The organism is Rhodococcus sp. MEB041 (genome assembly GCF_030208955.1).
In the GTDB taxonomy this organism is placed as follows: Bacteria; Actinomycetota; Actinomycetes; order Mycobacteriales; family Mycobacteriaceae; genus Rhodococcoides.
In genome coordinates, this window is sequence record NZ_JARVSZ010000005.1 from 204,545 (window position 1) to 224,035 (window position 19,491).

General features: G+C 68.6%; 17 protein-coding genes. 9 read left to right on the forward strand and 8 right to left on the reverse strand.

Going from position 1 to position 19,491, the window contains the following annotated elements; translation table 11 throughout:
• Positions 1-160: 160 nt before the first annotated feature.
• The 3 genes from QRN16_RS15080 (at position 161) to QRN16_RS15090 (ending at position 4,819) form a co-directional block, all read left to right on the forward strand.
• Positions 161-2,338, forward strand: coding sequence for a glutamine synthetase III family protein (locus QRN16_RS15080; protein WP_027504203.1), 2,178 nt, complete (start codon positions 161-163; stop codon positions 2,336-2,338).
• Positions 2,339-2,489: 151 nt separating this feature from the next.
• On the forward strand, positions 2,490-3,425 hold the full coding sequence (locus QRN16_RS15085; protein ID WP_285187914.1) for an esterase/lipase family protein: 936 nt from the start codon (positions 2,490-2,492) through the stop codon (positions 3,423-3,425).
• 38 nt (positions 3,426-3,463) lie between these two features.
• A complete protein-coding gene (locus tag QRN16_RS15090; protein WP_027504202.1) occupies positions 3,464-4,819 on the forward strand; it encodes a cryptochrome/photolyase family protein in 1,356 nt (451 codons plus the stop codon).
• Positions 4,820-4,831: 12 nt separating this feature from the next.
• Here QRN16_RS15090 and QRN16_RS15095 read toward each other — a convergent pair whose 3' ends face one another.
• Positions 4,832-6,715 (reverse strand): propionyl-CoA synthetase, encoded by a 1,884-nt coding sequence (locus tag QRN16_RS15095; protein WP_285187918.1) that lies wholly within the window; start codon positions 6,713-6,715, stop codon positions 4,832-4,834.
• A gap of 42 nt (positions 6,716-6,757) precedes the next feature.
• Between QRN16_RS15095 and QRN16_RS15100 the strand changes: the two genes are divergently transcribed.
• Positions 6,758-7,438, forward strand: coding sequence for a GOLPH3/VPS74 family protein (locus QRN16_RS15100; protein WP_222640862.1), 681 nt, complete (start codon positions 6,758-6,760; stop codon positions 7,436-7,438).
• Positions 7,439-7,603: 165 nt separating this feature from the next.
• Positions 7,604-8,134, forward strand: a complete 531-nt coding sequence (locus QRN16_RS15105) for a CGNR zinc finger domain-containing protein (protein ID WP_027504199.1) — start codon at positions 7,604-7,606, stop codon at positions 8,132-8,134.
• On the opposite strand, the gene QRN16_RS15110 is transcribed toward QRN16_RS15105, so the two are convergent.
• From QRN16_RS15110 to QRN16_RS15140, 7 genes are all read right to left on the reverse strand, one after another.
• Positions 8,115-9,602 carry a carboxyl transferase domain-containing protein gene (locus tag QRN16_RS15110; protein ID WP_285187923.1) on the reverse strand — a complete coding sequence of 496 codons (1,488 nt, stop codon included), beginning with the start codon at positions 9,600-9,602 and terminating at the stop codon, positions 8,115-8,117. The two genes, QRN16_RS15105 and QRN16_RS15110, sit on opposite strands and share 20 nt — an antisense overlap.
• A 20-nt stretch (positions 9,603-9,622) precedes the next feature.
• Complete coding sequence (locus QRN16_RS15115; RefSeq protein ID WP_027504197.1) at positions 9,623-10,843, reverse strand: ABC transporter permease; 1,221 nt, start codon at positions 10,841-10,843, stop codon at positions 9,623-9,625.
• Positions 10,840-11,736: an ABC transporter ATP-binding protein gene (locus tag QRN16_RS15120; RefSeq protein WP_027504196.1), complete on the reverse strand. Its 897-nt coding sequence runs from the start codon at positions 11,734-11,736 to the stop codon at positions 10,840-10,842. The genes QRN16_RS15115 and QRN16_RS15120 overlap by 4 nt, the downstream gene beginning before the upstream one ends.
• The gene (locus QRN16_RS15125; protein ID WP_037183974.1) at positions 11,733-12,299 is read right to left on the reverse strand and encodes a hypothetical protein; all 567 of its coding nucleotides are present in this window, start codon (positions 12,297-12,299) and stop codon (positions 11,733-11,735) included. Before QRN16_RS15125 ends, QRN16_RS15120 begins: the two co-directional genes overlap by 4 nt.
• Positions 12,296-12,583, reverse strand: a complete 288-nt coding sequence (locus QRN16_RS15130) for a helix-turn-helix transcriptional regulator (RefSeq protein ID WP_027504195.1) — start codon at positions 12,581-12,583, stop codon at positions 12,296-12,298. The genes QRN16_RS15125 and QRN16_RS15130 overlap by 4 nt, the downstream gene beginning before the upstream one ends.
• Positions 12,584-12,719: 136 nt before the next feature.
• Entirely contained in the window at positions 12,720-14,360 is a 1,641-nt protein-coding gene (locus QRN16_RS15135; protein ID WP_285187928.1) for an ABC-F family ATP-binding cassette domain-containing protein, read from the reverse strand.
• Entirely contained in the window at positions 14,357-15,442 is a 1,086-nt protein-coding gene (locus QRN16_RS15140) for an NAD(P)-binding domain-containing protein (RefSeq protein ID WP_222651011.1), read from the reverse strand. The genes QRN16_RS15135 and QRN16_RS15140 overlap by 4 nt, the downstream gene beginning before the upstream one ends.
• A gap of 93 nt (positions 15,443-15,535) precedes the next feature.
• Here QRN16_RS15140 and QRN16_RS15145 point away from each other — a divergent pair, with 93 nt between their 5' ends.
• The 4 genes from QRN16_RS15145 (at position 15,536) to QRN16_RS15160 (ending at position 19,480) form a co-directional block, all read left to right on the forward strand.
• Positions 15,536-16,270, forward strand: coding sequence for an enoyl-CoA hydratase (locus QRN16_RS15145; RefSeq protein ID WP_027504192.1), 735 nt, complete (start codon positions 15,536-15,538; stop codon positions 16,268-16,270).
• A gap of 160 nt (positions 16,271-16,430) precedes the next feature.
• Complete coding sequence (locus tag QRN16_RS15150; protein WP_285187931.1) at positions 16,431-18,113, forward strand: purine-cytosine permease family protein; 1,683 nt, start codon at positions 16,431-16,433, stop codon at positions 18,111-18,113.
• 51 nt (positions 18,114-18,164) lie between these two features.
• A complete protein-coding gene (locus tag QRN16_RS15155) occupies positions 18,165-19,286 on the forward strand; it encodes an MBL fold metallo-hydrolase (protein ID WP_285187933.1) in 1,122 nt (373 codons plus the stop codon).
• Positions 19,287-19,291: 5 nt separating this feature from the next.
• Positions 19,292-19,480 carry an antitoxin gene (locus QRN16_RS15160; protein ID WP_042575922.1) on the forward strand — a complete coding sequence of 63 codons (189 nt, stop codon included), beginning with the start codon at positions 19,292-19,294 and terminating at the stop codon, positions 19,478-19,480.
• Positions 19,481-19,491 lie beyond the last annotated feature (11 nt).

A 19,491-nucleotide genomic window follows, 5' to 3' on the forward strand; every position in this document is an offset into this window, starting at 1 on the left:
ATCCGCGCTCACCGCGGATCACTGCACACAACCGGCCGGGCCGGGAACGATCGCGGTGGTCACGTCTGCGCAATCTGCCCGGAACAGAGCGTCTCTATCGTCTCTCGAAGCCGTCGGTGCATCCAGCGCGGTCGGGGTCGAGCATGCAAGGGGTATCACGATGAGCGCGAACACGGTCCGTCTCCAGGCTCTGCGAGCGGTCGAGGCGTACCAGCCTCCCGCCGTCAGCTACACCGACACGGAGACTCCGGGTCAGGTCTTCGGCGAGAACGTGTTCAACCGCGTGGTGATGCAGAAGCGCCTGCCGAAATCGGTCTACAAGTCGGTGATGAAGACGATCGAGCACGGTGCGCCGCTCGATCCGATGGTGGCCGACGCGGTGGCGTCCGCGATGAAGGACTGGGCCATCGAGAAGGGGGCGACGCACTACGCGCACGTGTTCTACCCGCTGACGGGTCTGACGGCGGAGAAGCACGACAGTTTCCTCGAGCCGGTGTCGGACGGTTCCGCGTTGGCGGAGTTCGCCGGCAAGACGCTGATCCAGGGCGAACCCGACGCGTCGAGTTTCCCGAACGGCGGTCTGCGCAACACCTTCGAGGCGCGTGGTTACACGGGGTGGGACGTCACCAGCCCGGCGTACGTCCTCGAGAATCCGAATGGCAACACGCTGTGCATCCCGACGGTGTTCGTGTCGATGACCGGTGAGGCACTGGACCACAAGACGGGTCTGCTGCGCTCCCAGCAGGCGATGGGCCGGCACGCCGAGCGCATCCTGACGCTCTTCGGACACGAGGACCCCGAGCACGTCGTGTCCTTCTGCGGACCGGAGCAGGAGTACTTCCTCGTCGACCGGCACTTCTTCCTGGCGCGTCCGGATCTGCTCAACGCGGGGCGCACCCTGTTCGGTGCGAAGCCGCCCAAGGGCCAGGAGTTCGACGACCACTATTTCGGCGCGATTCCCGAACGCGTCCTGGGCTTCATGATGGACACCGAGCGCGAACTGTTCAAGCTCGGCATCCCGGCCAAGACCCGGCACAACGAGGTGGCGCCCGGACAGTTCGAGATCGCGCCGATGTTCGAGCGCGGCAACATCGCCGCGGATCACCAGCAACTGCTCATGACGACGTTCAAGACCATCGCCAAGAAGCACGGCATGGAGATCCTGTTCCACGAGAAGCCGTTCGAGGGCGTCAACGGGTCGGGTAAGCACGTCAACTTCTCGTTGGGCAACTCGGAGCTCGGCAGCCTCCTGGTCCCGGGGGACACCCCGCACGACAACGCACAGTTCCTCGTCTTCTGTGCCGCGGTGATCCGCGCGGTGCACAAGTACGCCGGGCTGCTGCGCGCATCGGTGGCGTCGGCCACGAACGATCACCGACTCGGCGCGAACGAGGCTCCGCCGGCCATCATCTCGATCTTCCTGGGTGACCAGCTCGCCGACGTCTTCGACCAGATCGCCAAGGGCGCGGCGACGTCCTCGAAGGGCAAGGGCACCATGATGATCGGGGCGGACACGCTACCCGTGCTGCCCACCGATCCGGGCGACCGCAACCGTACGAGCCCGTTCGCGTTCACCGGCAACCGATTCGAGTTCCGCGCTCCGGGGTCGATGCAGACGGTGAACGAGCCGATGGTCGTCATCAACACGATCATGGCCGAGTCGCTCGACCACATGGCCACCGAGCTCGAGACGGCCGTCGCGGACGGGGTCGACTTCGACACCGCGGTTCAGAACCTGTTGACGCAGATCATCACCGACCACGGCGCTGTCGTCTTCAACGGTGACGGGTACTCGGAGAACTGGCCCATCGAGGCGGAGGCGCGGGGTCTCGCCAACCTGCGCACGACGCTGGACGCATTGCCGGAGCTCATCACCGACGAGGCACTGGCCCTCTTCTCGAAGTACGACGTGTTCAACTCGCGAGAGATGCACAGCCGCTACGAGATCGGGCTCGAGCAGTACGCACTCACCATCGGTGTGGAGGCTCGGTTGACGCTCGAGATGGGCACCACCATCGTGCTGCCGGCGGCAGTGCGGTACCAGACGGAGGTCGCCCAGAACCTGGCCGCGCTGCAGGCGGTGGGCGTGGAGATCGACAGGGCACCGCTGGACACCGTGTCCGTGCCGCTCGCGGCTCTGCGGGCCGGGCTGGCGACGCTGAAGGGCGCGCTGGACGCCGACACCGGGCACGACGCGCTCGGCGAGGCCACCCACGCCAGGGACGCACTCCTTCCGGCCATGGCGGAGGTGCGGGCGGCGGCCGATCAGCTCGAGGACATCGTCGCCGACGACCTGTGGCCGCTGCCGACCTACCAGGAGATGTTGTTCGTCCTGTGATGCACGCGGCGCGCTGGTGACATTCACTCGAGGCGTGCCGAATGTCCGTTTTCCGTGCGGCACCACCTCCGGCGGGCGGTAGCTTCCCCGTCGGGGGTGATGCGGCATGGGGTCGTCGGGATCAGGATCGTCAGGGTGGAATGCAGGGTCGTTGTTCGCGCTACCGGTTCGGGTCGGGTTGGTCCTGACCGCGGTGGCGGCGACGGTGGTGGTCAGCGCCGTCACGGCGGTCGCAGCGCCCGCCGACCCGGCCGTCGGCTCCACCTACGCGTGCAGCGGCGACGTCGCGGGTGCGGCGGAGGACCCTGTGGTGTTGGTGCACGGCACCTGGACGAACAGTGTCGAGGACTTCGGCGCGGTGCTCGAACCGTGGCTCACGCAGACCGGTCGACCGTTCTGCACGGTGGAACTACCTCGGCGCGCGACGGTCGACGTGCAGATCAGCACCCGCTTCGTCGTGGACGCCGTGCTGCGCACCGCGAACACCCGCGGTGGCCCGGTCGATCTGGTCGGCCACAGCCAGGGCGGAACTCTCGCGGCGTGGGCGGTGAAGTCCGATCCCGAGGTCGCCGCGGTGGTGGACGACGTGGTCGGGCTCGCTCCGGTGGGTGCTCCGCAGGACACCGATGCGGTGTGCGCGGCGCTGGGCGGCTGTGCGGCGCCCATCTGGCAGTTCTCGGAGGGTTCCGACTTCATGGCCGCACTGACGTCGACGCCGTTCCCGGCGGGCACGTCGGCCACCACGATCTCGACGGCGTTCGACGAGCTGGTGCGACCGGCCCCGGCCGCCGGCGCGATGGCCGGGGCGTCGAACCTGGTGATCCAGGACGTCTGCCCCCTGAAGTACGTCTCCCACGTCCTGCTTCCGTCGGACGCCACGGCGATCGCGATGCTGGCCGACGCGTTGGACAACGACGGCCCGGCCGTCGAGTCGAGGGTGGGCACGCAGAGTTGTCTCCAACTCACTCCGCCAGGAACCGATCCGCTGGGCCCGCTGCGTACCGCGCCCACCGCCATCGCCGGCCTGGTGGACGCGCAGATCCAGACGCAGGTGCTTCCGGCCGAGCCGGCCTACACCGGACCCTGACGTTCGGCCGGGGCGCGGAACGGGTACGAACGTCTGTCATGAGCTCTTCTGCACCCTCCGTCCTGTGGTTCCGCCGCGACCTGCGCCTCGGTGACCACCCGGCACTGGCCCACGCCGCCGAGGACGGCCGGGACGTGCTGGCGCTGTTCGTGCTCGACGATCACCTCCTCGGCCCGTCGGGTGCCGCGCGCCGCGACGTGCTGTTCCGGTCGTTGACAGCGCTGGACGATCAGCTCGGCGGCCGCCTGATGGTGGTGAAGGGCGATCCGGTGGCCGCGGTTCCGGCCGTGGCGAAGGCCGTGGGAGCGGGCGCCGTGCACGTGAGCGAGGACTACGGTCCGTACGGTCGACGCCGCGACGACGCCGTCGCCGAGAAGGTCGACCTGGTGCGGACGGGGTCGCCGTACGCGGTGTCGCCCGGCCGCATCGTCAAGGACGACGGCGAGGGTTTCAAGGTCTTCACGCCGTTCTACCGCCGCTGGCAGGACCACGGCTGGCGCGGCCCCGCCGACACCTCCGCGTCGTCGGCGTCGTGGATCGATCCGGACGACGTGTCGGGCGGCCGCAAGCGAGTGACCATTCCGACGGAGAAGACCCGTGCGGACGTCGAGGCCGGCGAGCAGGCGGCGCTGTCCTCGTGGGCGGACTTCCGCGACGACCGTGCGACCGGGTACGACGACGAGCGCAACCGTCCGGACAAGGACAGCACCAGCCGGATGTCGGTGCACCTGAAGTACGGGACCATCCATCCGCGCACCATGCTGGCCGATCTGGCCTCACTGAAGAACGACGGCTCGGAGGCGTACCGACGCGAGTTGTGCTTCCGAGACTTCTACGCCGACATCCTCTTTCGTCGACCGGACAGCGCTCGGGAGAACTACGACAAGAGGTTCGACAAGATCGAGCTCGACTCCGGGCCGCACGCGGACGAGCTCTTCCAGGCGTGGTGCGACGGCACGACGGGCTTCCCCATCGTCGACGCGGGCATGCGCCAACTGGTCTCGGAGAACTGGATGCACAACAGGGTGCGGATGATCGTCGCATCCTTCCTGGTGAAGGACCTGCACCTGCCGTGGTGGCGGGGTGCACGCTTCTTCCTGCAGCACCTGATGGACGGCGACATCGCCAGCAACCAGCACGGGTGGCAGTGGACCGCGGGCACGGGAACCGATGCGTCGCCGTACTTCCGGGTGTTCAACCCCACGACGCAGGGCGAGAAGTTCGACCCGAACGGCGACTACGTGCGTCGCTGGGTTCCCGAGCTCCGCGGTGTCGAGGGTAAAGCCGTGCACGCTCTGAAGAACGGACGGCCGGAGGACTATCCCGAGCCGATCGTCGACCACAAACACGAGCGGGAGGAAGCGCTCCGACGCTTCGGCGCGCTCAAGTCCTGACTGTGCGGTCCTTCAGGGCCTGAAGAGGGCCGCCAGGGCGTCGAGCACGGACGCGTCCTCGATGGTCGACGGCACCACCACCTCGTCGCCGTCGACCATCTGGCGCATCGTCTTGCGCAGGATCTTGCCCGAACGGGTCTTGGGCAACGCCTGTACGACGGTCACGTCACGGAACGTGGCAACGGCGCCGATGTCCTCGCGAACGGCGGCGACGAGTTCGGAGCGCAGGGTGACGTCGTCGATGTCCACGCCGGTCTTGAGCACGACGTAGGCGCTGGGGCGTTGACCCTTCGTCTCGTCGTGGATGCCGATCACGGCGCACTCGGCGACGGCCGGGTGGGCGCCGACGACGGCTTCGATACTGCCCGTGGACAATCGGTGCCCCGCGACGTTGATGACGTCGTCGGTGCGCCCCAGGACGTAGACGTAGCCGTCCTCGTCGACGTAGCCCGAATCGCCGGTGAGGTAGTACCCGTCGAACGCGGCGAGATACGACGACAGGAACCGGTCGTCGTCCTGCCAGAGGCCGGCGAGTGTGCCGGGCGGCAGGGGGAGTTCGAGCACGATGTTGCCCTCGGTGCCGGCGGGTACCTCGGCCCCCGCACCGTCGACGATGCCGACGTGGAACCCGGGCACCGGCACCGTCGGTGAGCCCGATTTCAGCGGCATCAGTTCCAGCCCACGGAGATTCGCGCAGATCGCCCACCCCGTCTCGGTCTGCCACCAGTGGTCGACCACCGGTCGGTCCAGGATGCGGGACGCCCACGAGAAGGTGTCCGGATCCAGGCGCTCGCCGGCGACGAACAGGGTTTCCAGGGACGACACGTCGTGATCGCGCAGCAGCGCGGCCTCCGGATCGACCTTGCGTACGGCGCGCAGTGCTGTGGGCGCCGTGAACAGCGCACGCACCCCGTACTCCTCGATCACTCGCCAGAACGCGCCCGCGTCGGGGGTGCCGACGGGCTTGCCCTCGTACAGCACCGTCGTCGCTCCGGCCAGCAACGGGCCGTAGACGATGTAGCTGTGGCCGACCACCCAGCCCACGTCCGAGGCGGTCCACATGACCTGGCCGGGTCCGACGTCGTAGATGTTGGTCATCGACCAGCGCAGCGCGACGGCGTGTCCGCCGTTGTCCCGGACGACGCCCTTCGGCTTCCCGGTGGTGCCCGACGTGTAGAGGATGTAGAGCGGATCGGTCGCCGCGACCGACACGGGATCCGCGGGGGTCGCGGCGTCGAGTTCCCGGTGGAAGTCCAGCCAGTCGCCCGGTGCCTCGATGTCGATCTCCGGTCGGCGCGTGAGGAAGACCGCACGCGGGGACGACGTCGACATGGCGAGGGCCGCGGCGACGGGTGTCACGTAGTCGACGGTGCGTCCGGGTTCGAGACCACCCGTGGCGGTCACGATCGCGACGGGATCCGCGTCGTCGATGCGCGCGGCCAGTTCCTTCGCGGCGAACCCGCCGAACACCACCGAGTGGACCGCACCGAGGCGCGCACAGGCGAGCATCGCGACGACGGCCTCCGGGATCATCGGCATGTAGAGCACGACGCGATCACCCGCACCGACGCCGCGAGCGGCGAGCGCCCCCGCGAAACGGGACACCCGGTCGAGGAGTTCGGAGTAGGTGAACGACACGCGAGCGCCCGTCATGGCGGAATCGTGGATCAGCGCGGTCCGATCGCCGGCACCGGCCGCGACGTGGCGGTCGAGCGCGTTGACGCACGTGTTCAGTCGACCGTCCGGGAACCAGCGGTGGAAGGGTGCGTTCGACGAGTCCAGGGCGATGGTCGGCGCGACGTCCCAGTCGATCGCCCGCGCCGCCTCGAGCCAGAAGGCGTCGGGGTCGGCGGCAGCGGCGTCGTAGGCCTGGCGGTAGGCGCCCGATTCGGTCATGAGCCGACTGTAATCTCGGCCGCACTTCCGTAAGGTCGAGACATGACCCTGATTGCCGAGGATCTGCTGCTTCTTCTGCTGGACGACGGAACGGGCAAGCCCGTCGTCGACAGCACCAAGCTGCCGCGGGTGCTCGCCGGCGCGGTGATCCTCGAACTCGCGATGGACGGCACCGTGTCGGTGGCCGGCGACAACGAGACGACGAAGAAGGGCCGGCTCGCGGTGTCCGGCGCTCGAACGGTGTCGGATCCGATACTCGAGCGGGCCGTGGAGGCGATCGAGACGGCCAAACGTCCGATGACGCCGAAATCGGCCGTCGAGAAGTTGCACAAGGACATTCGCGAGCAGGTGGTCGCCCGCGTCGTCGAGCGTGGGTTCGTCGGCGAGGAGAAGGGCAAGGTCCTGGGCCTGTTCCCCACCACCACGTGGCCGACGCTCGATTCGTCGCACGAGGACCGGGTCCGCGAGACGCTGCACTCCGTCCTGATCGACGGTCTCGATCCCGATGCGCGGACGTCCGCGGTGGTGGCGTTGCTGTCGGCGATCGACGCGACGCACAAGGTCTTTCCCGATGCGGACAAGCGCGCGGTGAAGAACCGTGCCAAGGACATCGCGCAGGGGGAGTGGGCGAGCGATGCCGTGCGCAAGGCGGTGCAGGACGTCTACACCGCGGTCACCGTGGCGGTGATGGTTCCCGTCATGGCCGGTACGTCGGGGAGCTGATCCCGACCGCTTCCTGGACCGGGGTCTCCCGGGTGACGCGGTGCCGTCCGCAGTGGCACCGGTGATAGACGACGGTGCCCTCGCTGGTGCGGTGGCGGGACTCGACCGTCCATCGATGCAGACATTCCACGGTGCTCATGACGACGAGTCTGCTGTAATGGTCTTGTGCACCTCAACCCTTACGGAGAATATGCGGTCCGGCTGGCCGTCGACATCGTGAACTCGCCCCCGACCGATGCGGTGGAGTTCGAGAGTCGGTGCCTCGAGGCGGGCATGTCCGATGACACGGTGGCCATGCACACCGATCTGGCCCGCGCGGAGGTGTTCTTCGAGGAGTGGCTCGGCGTGGTCGACGCGCCGACGCACGAGCAACGGGCGCTCGCACTGAACGCGTTGCTCGCGCAGACCTCGGCATACCCGAGGTTGACGAACCACGCCGACGACGGCTGGCACCTGCACTACCGGGATCCGGATCTGCCGCTCGCGGACGTCGTGCGCGCGCTGGTGAGCGTCGGTACCGCGCTGCATCTGGTGGGCCGCGGCATGCACCGTCTCGGTCGGTGTTCGGCGGACGACTGCGACCGTGTCTACGCCGACTTCTCCCGTACCGGTCGCCAACGGTACTGCGGCACGGCCTGTTCCAACCGCGACGCGGTCCGGCGGCACCGCGCGAAGGCTACTGCCCCAGCGTCCTGAACCGACGCAGTCGCTCGGACTGCCGGACGCCCGGGTCGAGGGCGGTGACGGTGTCGAGTTCGCGGGCGATCGCGGTCCCGAGGCGACCCATGAACCGGTGCGGTTCGTCGGCGGCATCCGGGTCCTCGGGCACGATGGTGTCGACGATCCGGGCCGACCGGAGGTCGACGGGCCGGATGCCCTGCGCCTCGGCCATCGCGGGCGCGTGTGCGGTGTCGCGGTGCACGATGGCACTCGCCCCTTCCGGCGGGAGCGGCGCCAGCCAGGCGTGCTGCGCGGCCACGACGCGGTCGGCGGGCAGCAGTGCGAGCGCGCCGCCGCCGGTGCCCTGCCCCAGCAGGACCGACACGGTGGGAGTGCGGAGGGTGATCAGCGTCGAGATGCAGCGCGCGATTCCGGGAGCCAACCCGTGCTCCTCGGCCTCGCGTGAGAGCGATGCGCCGAGCGTGTCGATCACCAGGACCAGCGGCAGGCCCAGTTGCTCCGCGAGGCGCATGCCGCGCAACGCTTCTCGGAGAGCGCCCGGACCCATCGTGTTCTCCGGCGTCTGCCCGGTGCGATCCTGCCCGAACAGGACGCACGATCGTCCGCGGAACCGGGTGAGGGACAGGGTCACGGTGGAGTCGAAGTCGCCGCGCCCCGTCCCGCTCAGCGGGATGTGATGAGAGACGTTCGCCACCAGCAGCTCTCGCACACCGGGGCGGTCGTCGCGGCGACTCAGCAGGACCGAGTGCCATGCCGACACGGAGGTGTCCGCACCCTCGTCGGACGGCTCCGCGTTCTCGGGGGTCGCCTCCGGTTCGTCCTGCAGAACCACCAGGACCCGTTCGAGGACGCCGCGGACATCGGCGGGACGGACGACCGCGTCGATCACGCCGCAGCGGAACAGGTTCTCGGCCGTCTGCACGCCCTCGGGGAAGTCCTGGCCGTAGAGGGCCTGGTAGACCCGCGGTCCGAGGAACCCGATGAGGGCACCGGGTTCGGCGAACGTGACGTGGCCGAGCGATCCCCACGACGCGAACACGCCGCCCGTCGTGGGGTGCCGGAGATGGACGAGGTAGGGCAGGCCGACGTCCTTGTGCAGGGTCACCGCCGCGGCGATCTTCACCATCTGTACGAACGCCGCGGTGCCCTCCTGCATGCGCGTGCCGCCGGAAGTGGGGGACGCGATCAGCGGAAGCCCCTCCGCCGTGGCCCGTTCCACGGCCAGGGTGATGCGCTCCGCCGCGGCCACACCGATGGATCCGGCGAGGAACGCGAACTCGCACACCACCACGGCGACGTGCCGCCCGCCGACGGTGCCCGCACCCGTCAGGACCGCCTCGTCCACTCCGCTCCGGGTTCGTGCGCGCTCGAGGTCGGCGAGGTACTGCTCGTCCGCCGCGACGACGAGCGGTGCCCGATCCCACGAGAGGAAAGTCCCGGGATCGAGCACCGCGTCGAGGAACTGCTGCGCCGAGGTCGTCATGCGCTCAGTATGGCGTGCGATCAGGCGCGCCCGAGCGCCTCCTTCCAGGACACCGTGCGGCCGATGCGCAGGATGGAGCGCTGGTAGATCTTGGCCGCGACGACGGCGAGAACCAGGGTGGCGACGATCATCAGCACGATGGTGCCGACGATCTGGATCGGGTCCGCGACGCCCGCCGCGATGCGCAGCGGCATGAGGATGGCGGAGAACGGGGGAATCCACGACAGGACGGTCGGCAGTGTCGCTCCCGGGTCGTCGATGGACGAGAACGCCGCGAAGAACATCGCCAGGATCACGATCAGCAGCGGCATGGTCGTCGAGTTGACGTCCTCCTGGCGCGACACCATGGAGCCGCCGGCGGCGTAGAGCACCGCGAAGAACGCGAAGCCCAGCACGAACCAGCCGATGGTGGAGACGAAGACGCTGACGGCGGTACCGGTGACCGTGAGCGTGCCGGTGGCCGTGCCCGCGATGAGGCCGGCGGCGCCGTACGCGGTGAGCTGCACCAGTCCGACCACACCGATGCCGATCACCTTGCCCCACAGCAGCTGCAGCGGGCGCACGGTGGAGAGCAGCAGTTCGACGACCCGGGACGACTTCTCCTCCACGACACCCATCGCGACGTACATGCCGAAAGTGATGATCTGGGCGTACAGCAGGATGACGGCGATGAAACTCAGCGCGAGTCGTTGACCCTGTGCGGGATCGGGCGGATCGACGGCCTCGACCGTGACCGTGGCGGCGCTCGTCGCCGAGGTGACGGTGGCGGGATCGACTCCCAGCCCGGTGAGGGCGTCGTTCTGCGCCTGCGCGGCGACCGCGCTGTCGATGACGGCCTTCAGGGTGCCGTCGACGGTGTCCTCGGTGACGGCCGTGTACGCGCCGCCGGTCCCGGGGACGAGCGCCACGTCCACGTCGCCGTCGGTGACCTGCGTGCGAGCCTCGTCCGCCGAGCCGATCTCGCGGACCTCGACGGGAGCGCCGAGTTGATCGCCCACCGCGGTGAGGGTCTGGGACAGGCTTTGGTCACCGACCAGCCCGAGGGGCGTCCGGTCCTCGGAGTCGCTGCCGCCGGAGAAGATCGAGAACGCGACGATGCCGCCGACGATGACCAGCAGCACGATGGCGTTGGAGATCAGGAAGCTCTTCTTCCGGACCTGGACGTCGAACTCGCGCCGGGCGACGAGCGCGATGGCTCGTCCCGCCGAGAGCGGTGATCGGGTGGTCGACTTCTCGCTCATGCCACTACCTCTCGGTACAGGTCGGTCAGGGACGGTGTGCTGCGGGCGAACTCGTGCACGGGTCCGGTGGCGAGCGCTGCGGCGAGCACCGCCTGGTCGTCCGCCTCGGGCGCCAACGACAGGCTGGTGCGCCCGTCGGAGTGCGACACGGTGGTGACCCCGGTCAGCGCGTCGGCCCAGCCGGCGGGAGCGGCCGGGGCGTGCACCTCGAGGGTGGTGCCGGACTTGCCGCGCAGTTCGTCGACGTTGCCCACGGCCTTCATCCGGCCGGAACCGATGATGCCGACCCGATCGCACAGGCGCTGCACCAGATCGAGCTGGTGGCTCGAGAACAGCACGGGGACACCGGTGCGGGCCTTCTCGAGAAGCACCTCGCTCATGGTGTCGACGGCCACGGGGTCGAGACCCGAGAAGGGTTCGTCCAGCACCAGGACGGCGGGATCGTGAATCAGGGCTGCGGCCAACTGGACTCGCTGCTGGTTTCCCAGTGACAGTGAATCGACCGTGTCGTTCACCCGGCCGTCGATGCCGAGGCGCTCGGTCCAGGTCGCGACCGCGGCGGAGGCGTCGGACGTGGAGAGCCCGTGCAGCTCGGCCAGGTACTTCAGCTGCGCTCCCACCTTCATCTTCGGGTACAGCCCACGCTCCTCCGGCATGTATCCGATGGTGCGGCGCACGTTCAGGTCGATGGGCTGCCCGTTCAGGCGTGCCTCTCCCGAATCGGCTCCCAGCACGCCGAGGGTGATGCGCATCGTCGTGGTCTTGCCGGCACCGTTGCTGCCGACGAACCCGAACACCTCGCCGGGATTCACGGTGAACCCGACGCCGTCGAGTGCGACGGTCTCGCCGTATCTCTTGTGCAGGTCGTCGATCTCGAGAGTCGAGCCGCTCATGCTGATCCTTTCTCGGGGGAGTGGGGTGTGGGAGTGGGGAATTCGTCCGGTTCGTCGACCGGCGCCGTCCAGGCGAGGATGATGCCGGGAGAGCAGATCCCGACAAGTAGACCACTCAGTATGATGAATCCGCCACCGAGTGCCAGTCGGGGATCGTCGGTGAAGGTGGTCGCCCACACCAGTGCGAGCGCCGGAACCGTCACCGCGCCCTGGGTGATCGCGAACCCGATGGAGCGAGCCGCGTTGCGACGTTCCAGGTCCCACTCGTCGAGCGCATCGGCGGGAGCATCGCTGCGGCGGCCGGTGACGATCTGCAGCGTCGTCCACGACACGCTCATGAGAATCGCGCCGGGAAGCCAGGTGAGCGGCGCCCACTCGGGCCCGACGAGAATGAAGATCGACGATGCCGCGAGCGCGACGAGCGAGGCGACGAGAATCCACACCAGCAGCCGGCGCCGTGACCTGGTGCGCCAGCCGGGGAGGTAGTGCGCGTACCGCGCCTCGTTCTGCAGGTATCGACGGGTGCGGAACGCCTGATAGCGGTCCAGAACGGTGTCACTCATCGTGGTGTCCCTTCCTCGGGCTGGGTGCGTCGGTAGACCTCCGTGGACAGCGGCGCGAACTCGGTACGCGAGAACACCGCCTCGACCGGCAGCCCGAACACGTCGCAGATGCGCATCGCGAGATCGAGGCTCGGGTAGTGGTCGCCGCGTTCGAGTGCGCCGACCGTCTGCGGGTTGACCTCGACGAGTTCCGCGAGCTGGGCGCGGGTCATCCGACGCTCGGCGCGCAGCACACCGATGCGGTTGTGGATGGGGAGCGTGGTCCCGCGTTTGACCGGACTCATGTATCGAAGTGTTGTATAAACCTAACGATGTGTCAATACCGGAGGCAGCACTGTTCGCGCGAGCGCGCGCTGAACCACACGATCGTGCGTGATTCTGCCGATCGGCAGGAACTGCGACGATCGGGTGGGGAAATCCTCAGTCCTGGTGCAGAACGCCCTGCGCGACGGTCCACCGGCGCGTGCTGCGCACCGAGTCGAGCATCCGCCGGTCGTGGGTGACCAGGAGCATCGTTCCCTCGTAGGTCTCCAGTGCCGATTCGAGCTGCTCGATGGCGGGGACGTCGAGGTGGTTGGTGGGCTCGTCGAGCACGAGCAGGTTCACCCCTCGGGCCTGCAGCAGCGCGAGTCCCGCTCGGGTGCGCTCGCCGGGGGACAGGGATGCCGACGGCCGCAGGGCGGCCTGTCCGCGGAGACCGAACTTCGCCAGGAGTGTGCGGACGTCGGCGTCCGGCCAGTCCGGAACGGAGGCTGCCAGCGCGTCGGCGACCGAGTCGGGTCCGTCGAAAGCCGAACGCGCCTGGTCCATCTCGCCGATCTCGACTCCGGAGCCGGTGCTCACGGATCCACTGGTCGGCGTGATGCGGCCCAGCAGCAGGTGCAGCAGGGTGGTCTTGCCCGAGCCGTTGGCGCCGGTGACGACGATGCGGTCCCCGGCGTCGATCTGTGCCGTCACCGGCCCGAGCCGGAACGCCCCCCGCTCCACGACGGCGGAGTTCACGGAGACCACGACGCTGCCGCTGCGGGGCGCCGCCGCGATCTCCATGCGCAATTCCCACTCCTTGCGCGGCTCCTCGACGACGTCGAGCCGTTCGATGCGTCGCTGGGTCTGGCGCGCCTTCGCGGCTTGCTTCTCCGTCGATTCGGCGCGGACCTTCCGGCTCGCCTTGTCGTTGTCCTTGCTCTTGCGTCGAGCGTTCCGCACGCCGTGCTCGAGCCAGTTCCGTTGCATCCGAGCGCGATCCTCGAGCCCGGACCTGGTGTCGGCGTACTGCTCGAACTCTTCCCGTGCGTGACGACGCGCCACGTCGCGCTCGACGAGGTAGGCCTCGTAACCGCCGTCGTAGACCGCTATCTGCTGCTGCGCCAGGTCCAGCTCGACGATGCCGGTGACGGTGCGCGCCAGGAACTCACGATCGTGACTGACGATCATCACGGCGCACTGGGTACTCGTCACGAAGTTCTCGAGCTGGTCCAGTCCCGCGAGATCCAGATCGTTGGTGGGCTCGTCGAGAAGCAGGACGTCGTAGCGCGCCAACAGGATTCCCGCGAGTGATGCGCGGGCCGCCTGCCCACCGGACAGGGCGGACATCTCGGTGTCGAGCGCCGCGTCCAGGCCCAGGCCGGCGAGCACCGACTCGGCTCGCTCGGGCAGATCGGCGCCGCCGAGCGCCAACCACCGCTCCAGTGCCGGTGTGTAGAGATCGTCCGACGCGCTCGCGTCGCCGAGCGTCTCCGCCGCCGCGTTCATCGCGTCCTCGGCCGCGCGCACTCCGGTGCGGCGCTGCAGGAACATCTCGACGGTCTCACCGGGAACGCGGGAGACCTCCTGCGCCAGGTGGCCGACGGTGGCGTCCGACGGGGTGAGCGTGACCGTGCCGTCGTGGTCGACCCCGGTCGCCGTGCCCGCCAGCAGGCCGAGCAGCGTCGACTTGCCGGCGCCGTTCGCGCCGACCAGCCCGACGACGTCGCCGGGTCCGACGGTGAGGTCGAGACCGTCGAACAGCGTGCGCTCGCCGCGATAGGCGGACAGGTCGTCGACACGGACCACGGCACTCACGTCTCGCCCAGCTCCTGAAGTAGTTCCCGCACGGCCGTGCGTCCCGCACGGTTGGCGCCGATGGTGCTGGCCGACGGACCGTATCCGATCAGATGGACGGTGGGCCGCGCGGCCACTCGAGTGGCCGACGCGCCGGTCATCGTGATGCCGCCGCCCGGCCCGCGCAGTCGGAGCGGCGCGAGGTGATCGAGCGCGCTGCGAAACCCGGTGGCCCACAGGATGACGTCCGCCCGGGTGGCGGTGCCGTCGTCCCACCGCACTCCGTCGGGTGTGACCTCCGCGAACATGGGCCGCCGTACCAGGACGCCGCGATCGCGGGCCTCGCGCAAGCTGGGGGTGAGGATCAGGCCGGTCACCGACACCACCGATCCCGGCGGCAGTCCGCGGCGCACTCGATCCTCGACCTGCGCGACGGCAGCGCGGCCCACCTCGGGTGTGAAGTCCCGCTCGAGGAAGACGGGCTCGCGGCGGGTCACCCACGTCGTGGTGGTCACGCGCGAGATCTCGTCGAGCAACTGCACCGCGGAGATCCCGCCTCCGACGACGACGACGTGCTCGCCGCGGAACTCCTCCGCCGAGGTGTAGTCGCGCGTGTGCAGTTGGCGCCCCGTGAACGTCTCCATGCCGGGGTAGCGCGGGACGAACGGGTGCTCCCAGGTGCCGGTGCAGTTGATCAAGCCCCGTGCGTGGACGTCGCCCTGCTCGGCCTCCACCCGGTACCGCATCGTCGTCTCGTCCCGGTCGCAGACGACCGACACCCGTCCCGGCCGCCGTACGGGCAGCGCGAAGTGCTTCTCGTACGCCGCGTAGTACTCGGGCACCGCCGACGACGCGGGCACGTGCGCGGGGTCGACGTCGGGTGCCAGCGTGTCCGCGAACGCCATGCCCGGAAGGTCGTGCACGCCGTTGACGGTCTCGAGGGTCAGGGAGGGCCAGCGGAACTGCCACGCCCCACCGGGAGCCGGCGCACCGTCGAGCACGACGTAGTCGTCCCATGCCCGCAGCCCCGCTCGCTGCAGGAAATAGGCCGCGGACAGACCGGCCTGCCCGGCACCGATCACTGCGACGTCGACGTGTTGCACCCGTCCAGTACACCAGTCAGGGCTCCGCACCCGGTAAATTCGCGTGAGGGGGTCTCACAGAACACTTCGTTCCACGCAGAGAGAAGACACAACGTGACCATTGGTATCACCAGGAACGGCGCGGTTCTCACCGTGGAACTGCAGCGACCGGAGCGCCGCAACGCTCTGAACACGGCTCTGTGCACCGAAGTGCGTGAGGCGGTGGAGGGTGCCGAGGCGGACGGCACCCGCGTCGTCGTGATCACCGGCGAGGGCACGAGCTTCTGCGCGGGCGCCGATCTGTCGGGCGAAGCCATCGCCGACGAGTTCCCCGAGGCGCTGCTGTCGATGAACCGCGCGCTCCAGACCGTGTCGGTCCCGGTCATCGCCGCCGTGAACGGGCCTGCTGTGGGTGCGGGTACGCAGTTGGCCATCGCCGCAGACCTGCGGGTGGTCGACTCGGGCGCCTTCTTCGCCATTCCCTCCACCCGGTTGGCCATCGCCGTGGACAACTGGACCGTCAAGCGGCTGGTGTCGCTGGCCGGCGGCGGTCCCGCCCGGACGGTGCTCCTGGGTGCCGAGCAGTTGTCCGCCGAGCAGGCGCTGGCGTGCGGACTGGCCAACAAACTCGGCGATCTCGACGTCGCGCACGCGTGGGCCGAGGAGATCGCGCAGCTGGCGCCACTGTCGCTGCGTCACCTCAAACTCGTCTTCAACGACGACGGCACACGTGACGAGGCGAACGCCACGCAGCTCGACGCGTTCGCGGCCGCCTGGGCGAGCAACGACGCCGTGGAGGCGCGGATCGCGCGCAAGGAGAAGCGACGCCCGGTCTTCCAGGGCCAGTGACGACATCGGGGTCGCTGACCTGCCGATTCGGGCAAAGGCGACACCCCGGCACCACGTAACGCACTCGACACAGAGTGCGTACAGTCCGGCAACACAGCGTTCCTACGGTCATCTCGCATCGCGCCGCCACGGCGTGCGACACGACCGGAGGCACCCGACCATGACCGCTCTCGGAGACGTTCCACCCGACTCCACGCTCACGTCCGACAGTCAGAAGCAGTCGGCGGCACTGAAGGAGACGCTCGAGGACTACACGCTGCGCTTCGCCCCGCGCAGCTACCGCAAGTGGGGGACCGGCGTCGTGGCGACGTCGGCTCTCGGCGGAATCGCCTATCTCGCGGACTTCGCGATCGGCGCCAACATCGGCATCTCCTACGGCACCGGCAACGCGCTGTGGGGAATCCTGGTGTTCGCCGTCGTCATCTTCCTGACGGGTCTGCCGCTCGCCTACTACGCGGCGCGCTACAACATCGACCTCGATCTGATCACGCGCGGAAGCGGATTCGGCTACTACGGGTCGGTGGTCACCAACGTCATCTTCGCGACGTTCACGTTCATCTTCTTCGCGCTCGAAGGGTCGATCATGGCCCAGGGCCTCGAACTGGGGCTGAACATCCCGCTGCCCATCGGGTACGCGGTGTCCACCCTGATGGTCATCCCGTTGGTCATCTACGGCATGAAGGCGCTCGCCACACTGCAGGTGTGGACGACCCCGCTGTGGCTGATCCTCATGGTGCTGCCGTTCGTCTATCTCGTGGTGAGCAACCCCGACTCCATCGGTCAGTTCATGGCCTACGGGGGTGCCGACGGTGCCGCCGGCACCGGTGTGAACCTCGGATCCGTCATGCTGGCCGCGGGTGTCTGCCTCTCGTTGATCGCTCAGATCGCGGAGCAGATCGACTACCTGCGCTTCATGCCGCCCAAGACGCCGGAGAACTCGCGTCGCTGGTGGACGGCCGTCCTGCTCGCGGGGCCGGGTTGGGTCATCTTCGGTGCGCTCAAGCAGATCGTCGGACTGTTCCTCGCCGTGTACCTCATCGCTAACGTGGTCGACGGATCGTCGATCGCCAACGAGCCGGTGCACCAGTTCCTCGAGATCTACGAGAACTTCATGCCGGGCTGGCTCGCCATGACCCTCGCCGTGGTGCTCGTCGTCATCTCGCAGATCAAGATCAACGTGACCAACGCGTACTCGGGCTCCCTGGCGTGGACCAACTCGTACACCCGCGTCACCAAGTCCTACCCCGGACGACTGGTCTTCGTGCTGTTCAACCTCGCGATCGCGTTGATCCTGATGGAAGCCAACATGTTCGACTTCCTCAACAACATCCTCGGGTTCTACGCGAACTGCGGTATCGCCTGGATCGCGGTGGTCGCCTCCGACATCGTGTTCAACAAGTACCTGCTGAAGCTGTCCCCGAAGGTGCCGGAGTTCCGCAGGGGGATGCTCTACGCGGTGAACCCCGTCGGTTTCGGTTCCATGGCGGTGTCCGCGATCCTGTCCATCCTCGTGTTCTTCGGGGCGTTCGGGCCGGCGATCAAGCCGTACTCGCCCATCGTGGCGCTGGTACTGGCGATCGTGCTGCCGCCCGTGCTGGCGGTCGCGACCAAGGGCAAGTACTACCTGCGGCGCACCGACGACGGCATCGACCTGCCGATGTTCGACGAGTACGGCAACCCGTCCGACGCGACGCTGCTGTGCTCGGTGTCGGGAATGGAGTTCGAGCGGCCGGACATGATCGCGTCGGCCAAGAAGGGGTCGAACGGGGAGACGCTCTACATCTCGTCGCTGTCGCTGAGCACCGACAAGACGGGGGAGCACATCCTGCCGGAACAGACGTGAGCCGATACTTGTGAAGTCGGTACACATCAACCGTGGACTAGTGTCGGAGGCGTGAATCCAGCCACCGCAGCAGTGTCCATCGGGCTCGCCGCCGCAGGGTTGTCCTGGCTCGCGCGCGCGGCGTGGGGTGTGCCGTCCGCCGTCGGCGCCGGACGCGGTGCCATCCGTCCGTACGCCGCCGCGTCCTCGCACTACCGGGACCGCAAGTTCCACAACACACGCAGCAGCTCGCCGGTCGCGGCGGGGGAGCAGGCGAGCATCGGAGCCGCGATGCTCACGCGCGGCCGCTCGGGACGACCCGAGCGCGCCGTGCCGTTGGCCACCCCGCTCGCGCCGGCGGAGGCCGGGGACCTGGCCGTCACCTGGTTCGGGCACTCCTCGGTGGTCGTCGAGATCGACGGTCACCGCGTGCTCACCGATCCGGTCTGGAGCCGGCGGGTCTCACCGTCGCGGGTTCTCGGACCGGCCAGGTTGCACCCGGTACCCGTTGCGGCCGAGGCGCTTCCGCAGGTCGACGCCATCGTCATCTCGCACGATCACTACGACCACCTCGACCGTGACACGGTGGCCACGCTGCTCACGTCGCAGTCGGCGCCGTTCCTGGTGCCGCTGGGGGTGGGCGCCCATCTGCGCCGCTGGAAGGTTCCCGAGGACCGGATCGTCGAGCTCGACTGGAACGACGACGTCCGCATCGGATCGCTCACCGTCACGTGCCTGGAGGCACGACACTTCTCGGGCCGGTCCCTGGTGCGCGACACCACGCAGTGGGCGTCGTGGTCGGTGGTGGGTCCGGAGCACCGGGCCTTCTTCGGCGGCGACACCGGCTACACCGAGGCGTTCGCGGACATCGGCGCGCGGCTCGGTCCGTTCGACGTGACCCTGCTTCCCGTCGGTGCCTACGACGACCGGTGGCCGGACATCCACATGAACCCCGAGGAGGCGGCGCGGTCGCACGGTGACCTGCAGCAGGGCACCCCGTCCTCCGGCATCGTCGTGCCCGTCCACTGGGCGACCTTCAACCTCGCGTTCCACCCGTGGTCCGAACCCGTGGAGCGGCTGCTGACGGCCGCCGCGGCGGAGCGCATCTCGGTGGTGGTGCCGATGCCGGGCCAGCGTGTCGATCTCGCGCGTCCTCTCCCGCACCGGCGTTGGTGGTCCGGCGCGGTATCGTGACGACCATGGCACTCGTGGACAACCTCAAGAAGCTGATCGGCCAGGGCAAGAAGGCCGCCGCTCAGAACAGTGACAAGATCGAGAAGGCCGTGGACAAGGCAGCGGACTTCGCCGACAAGAAGACGCAGGGCAAGTACGCCGACAAGATCGACAAGGTCCAGGACGCCGCCAAGAAGGCGATCCCCGAGAAGTAGCAGACCCGCGC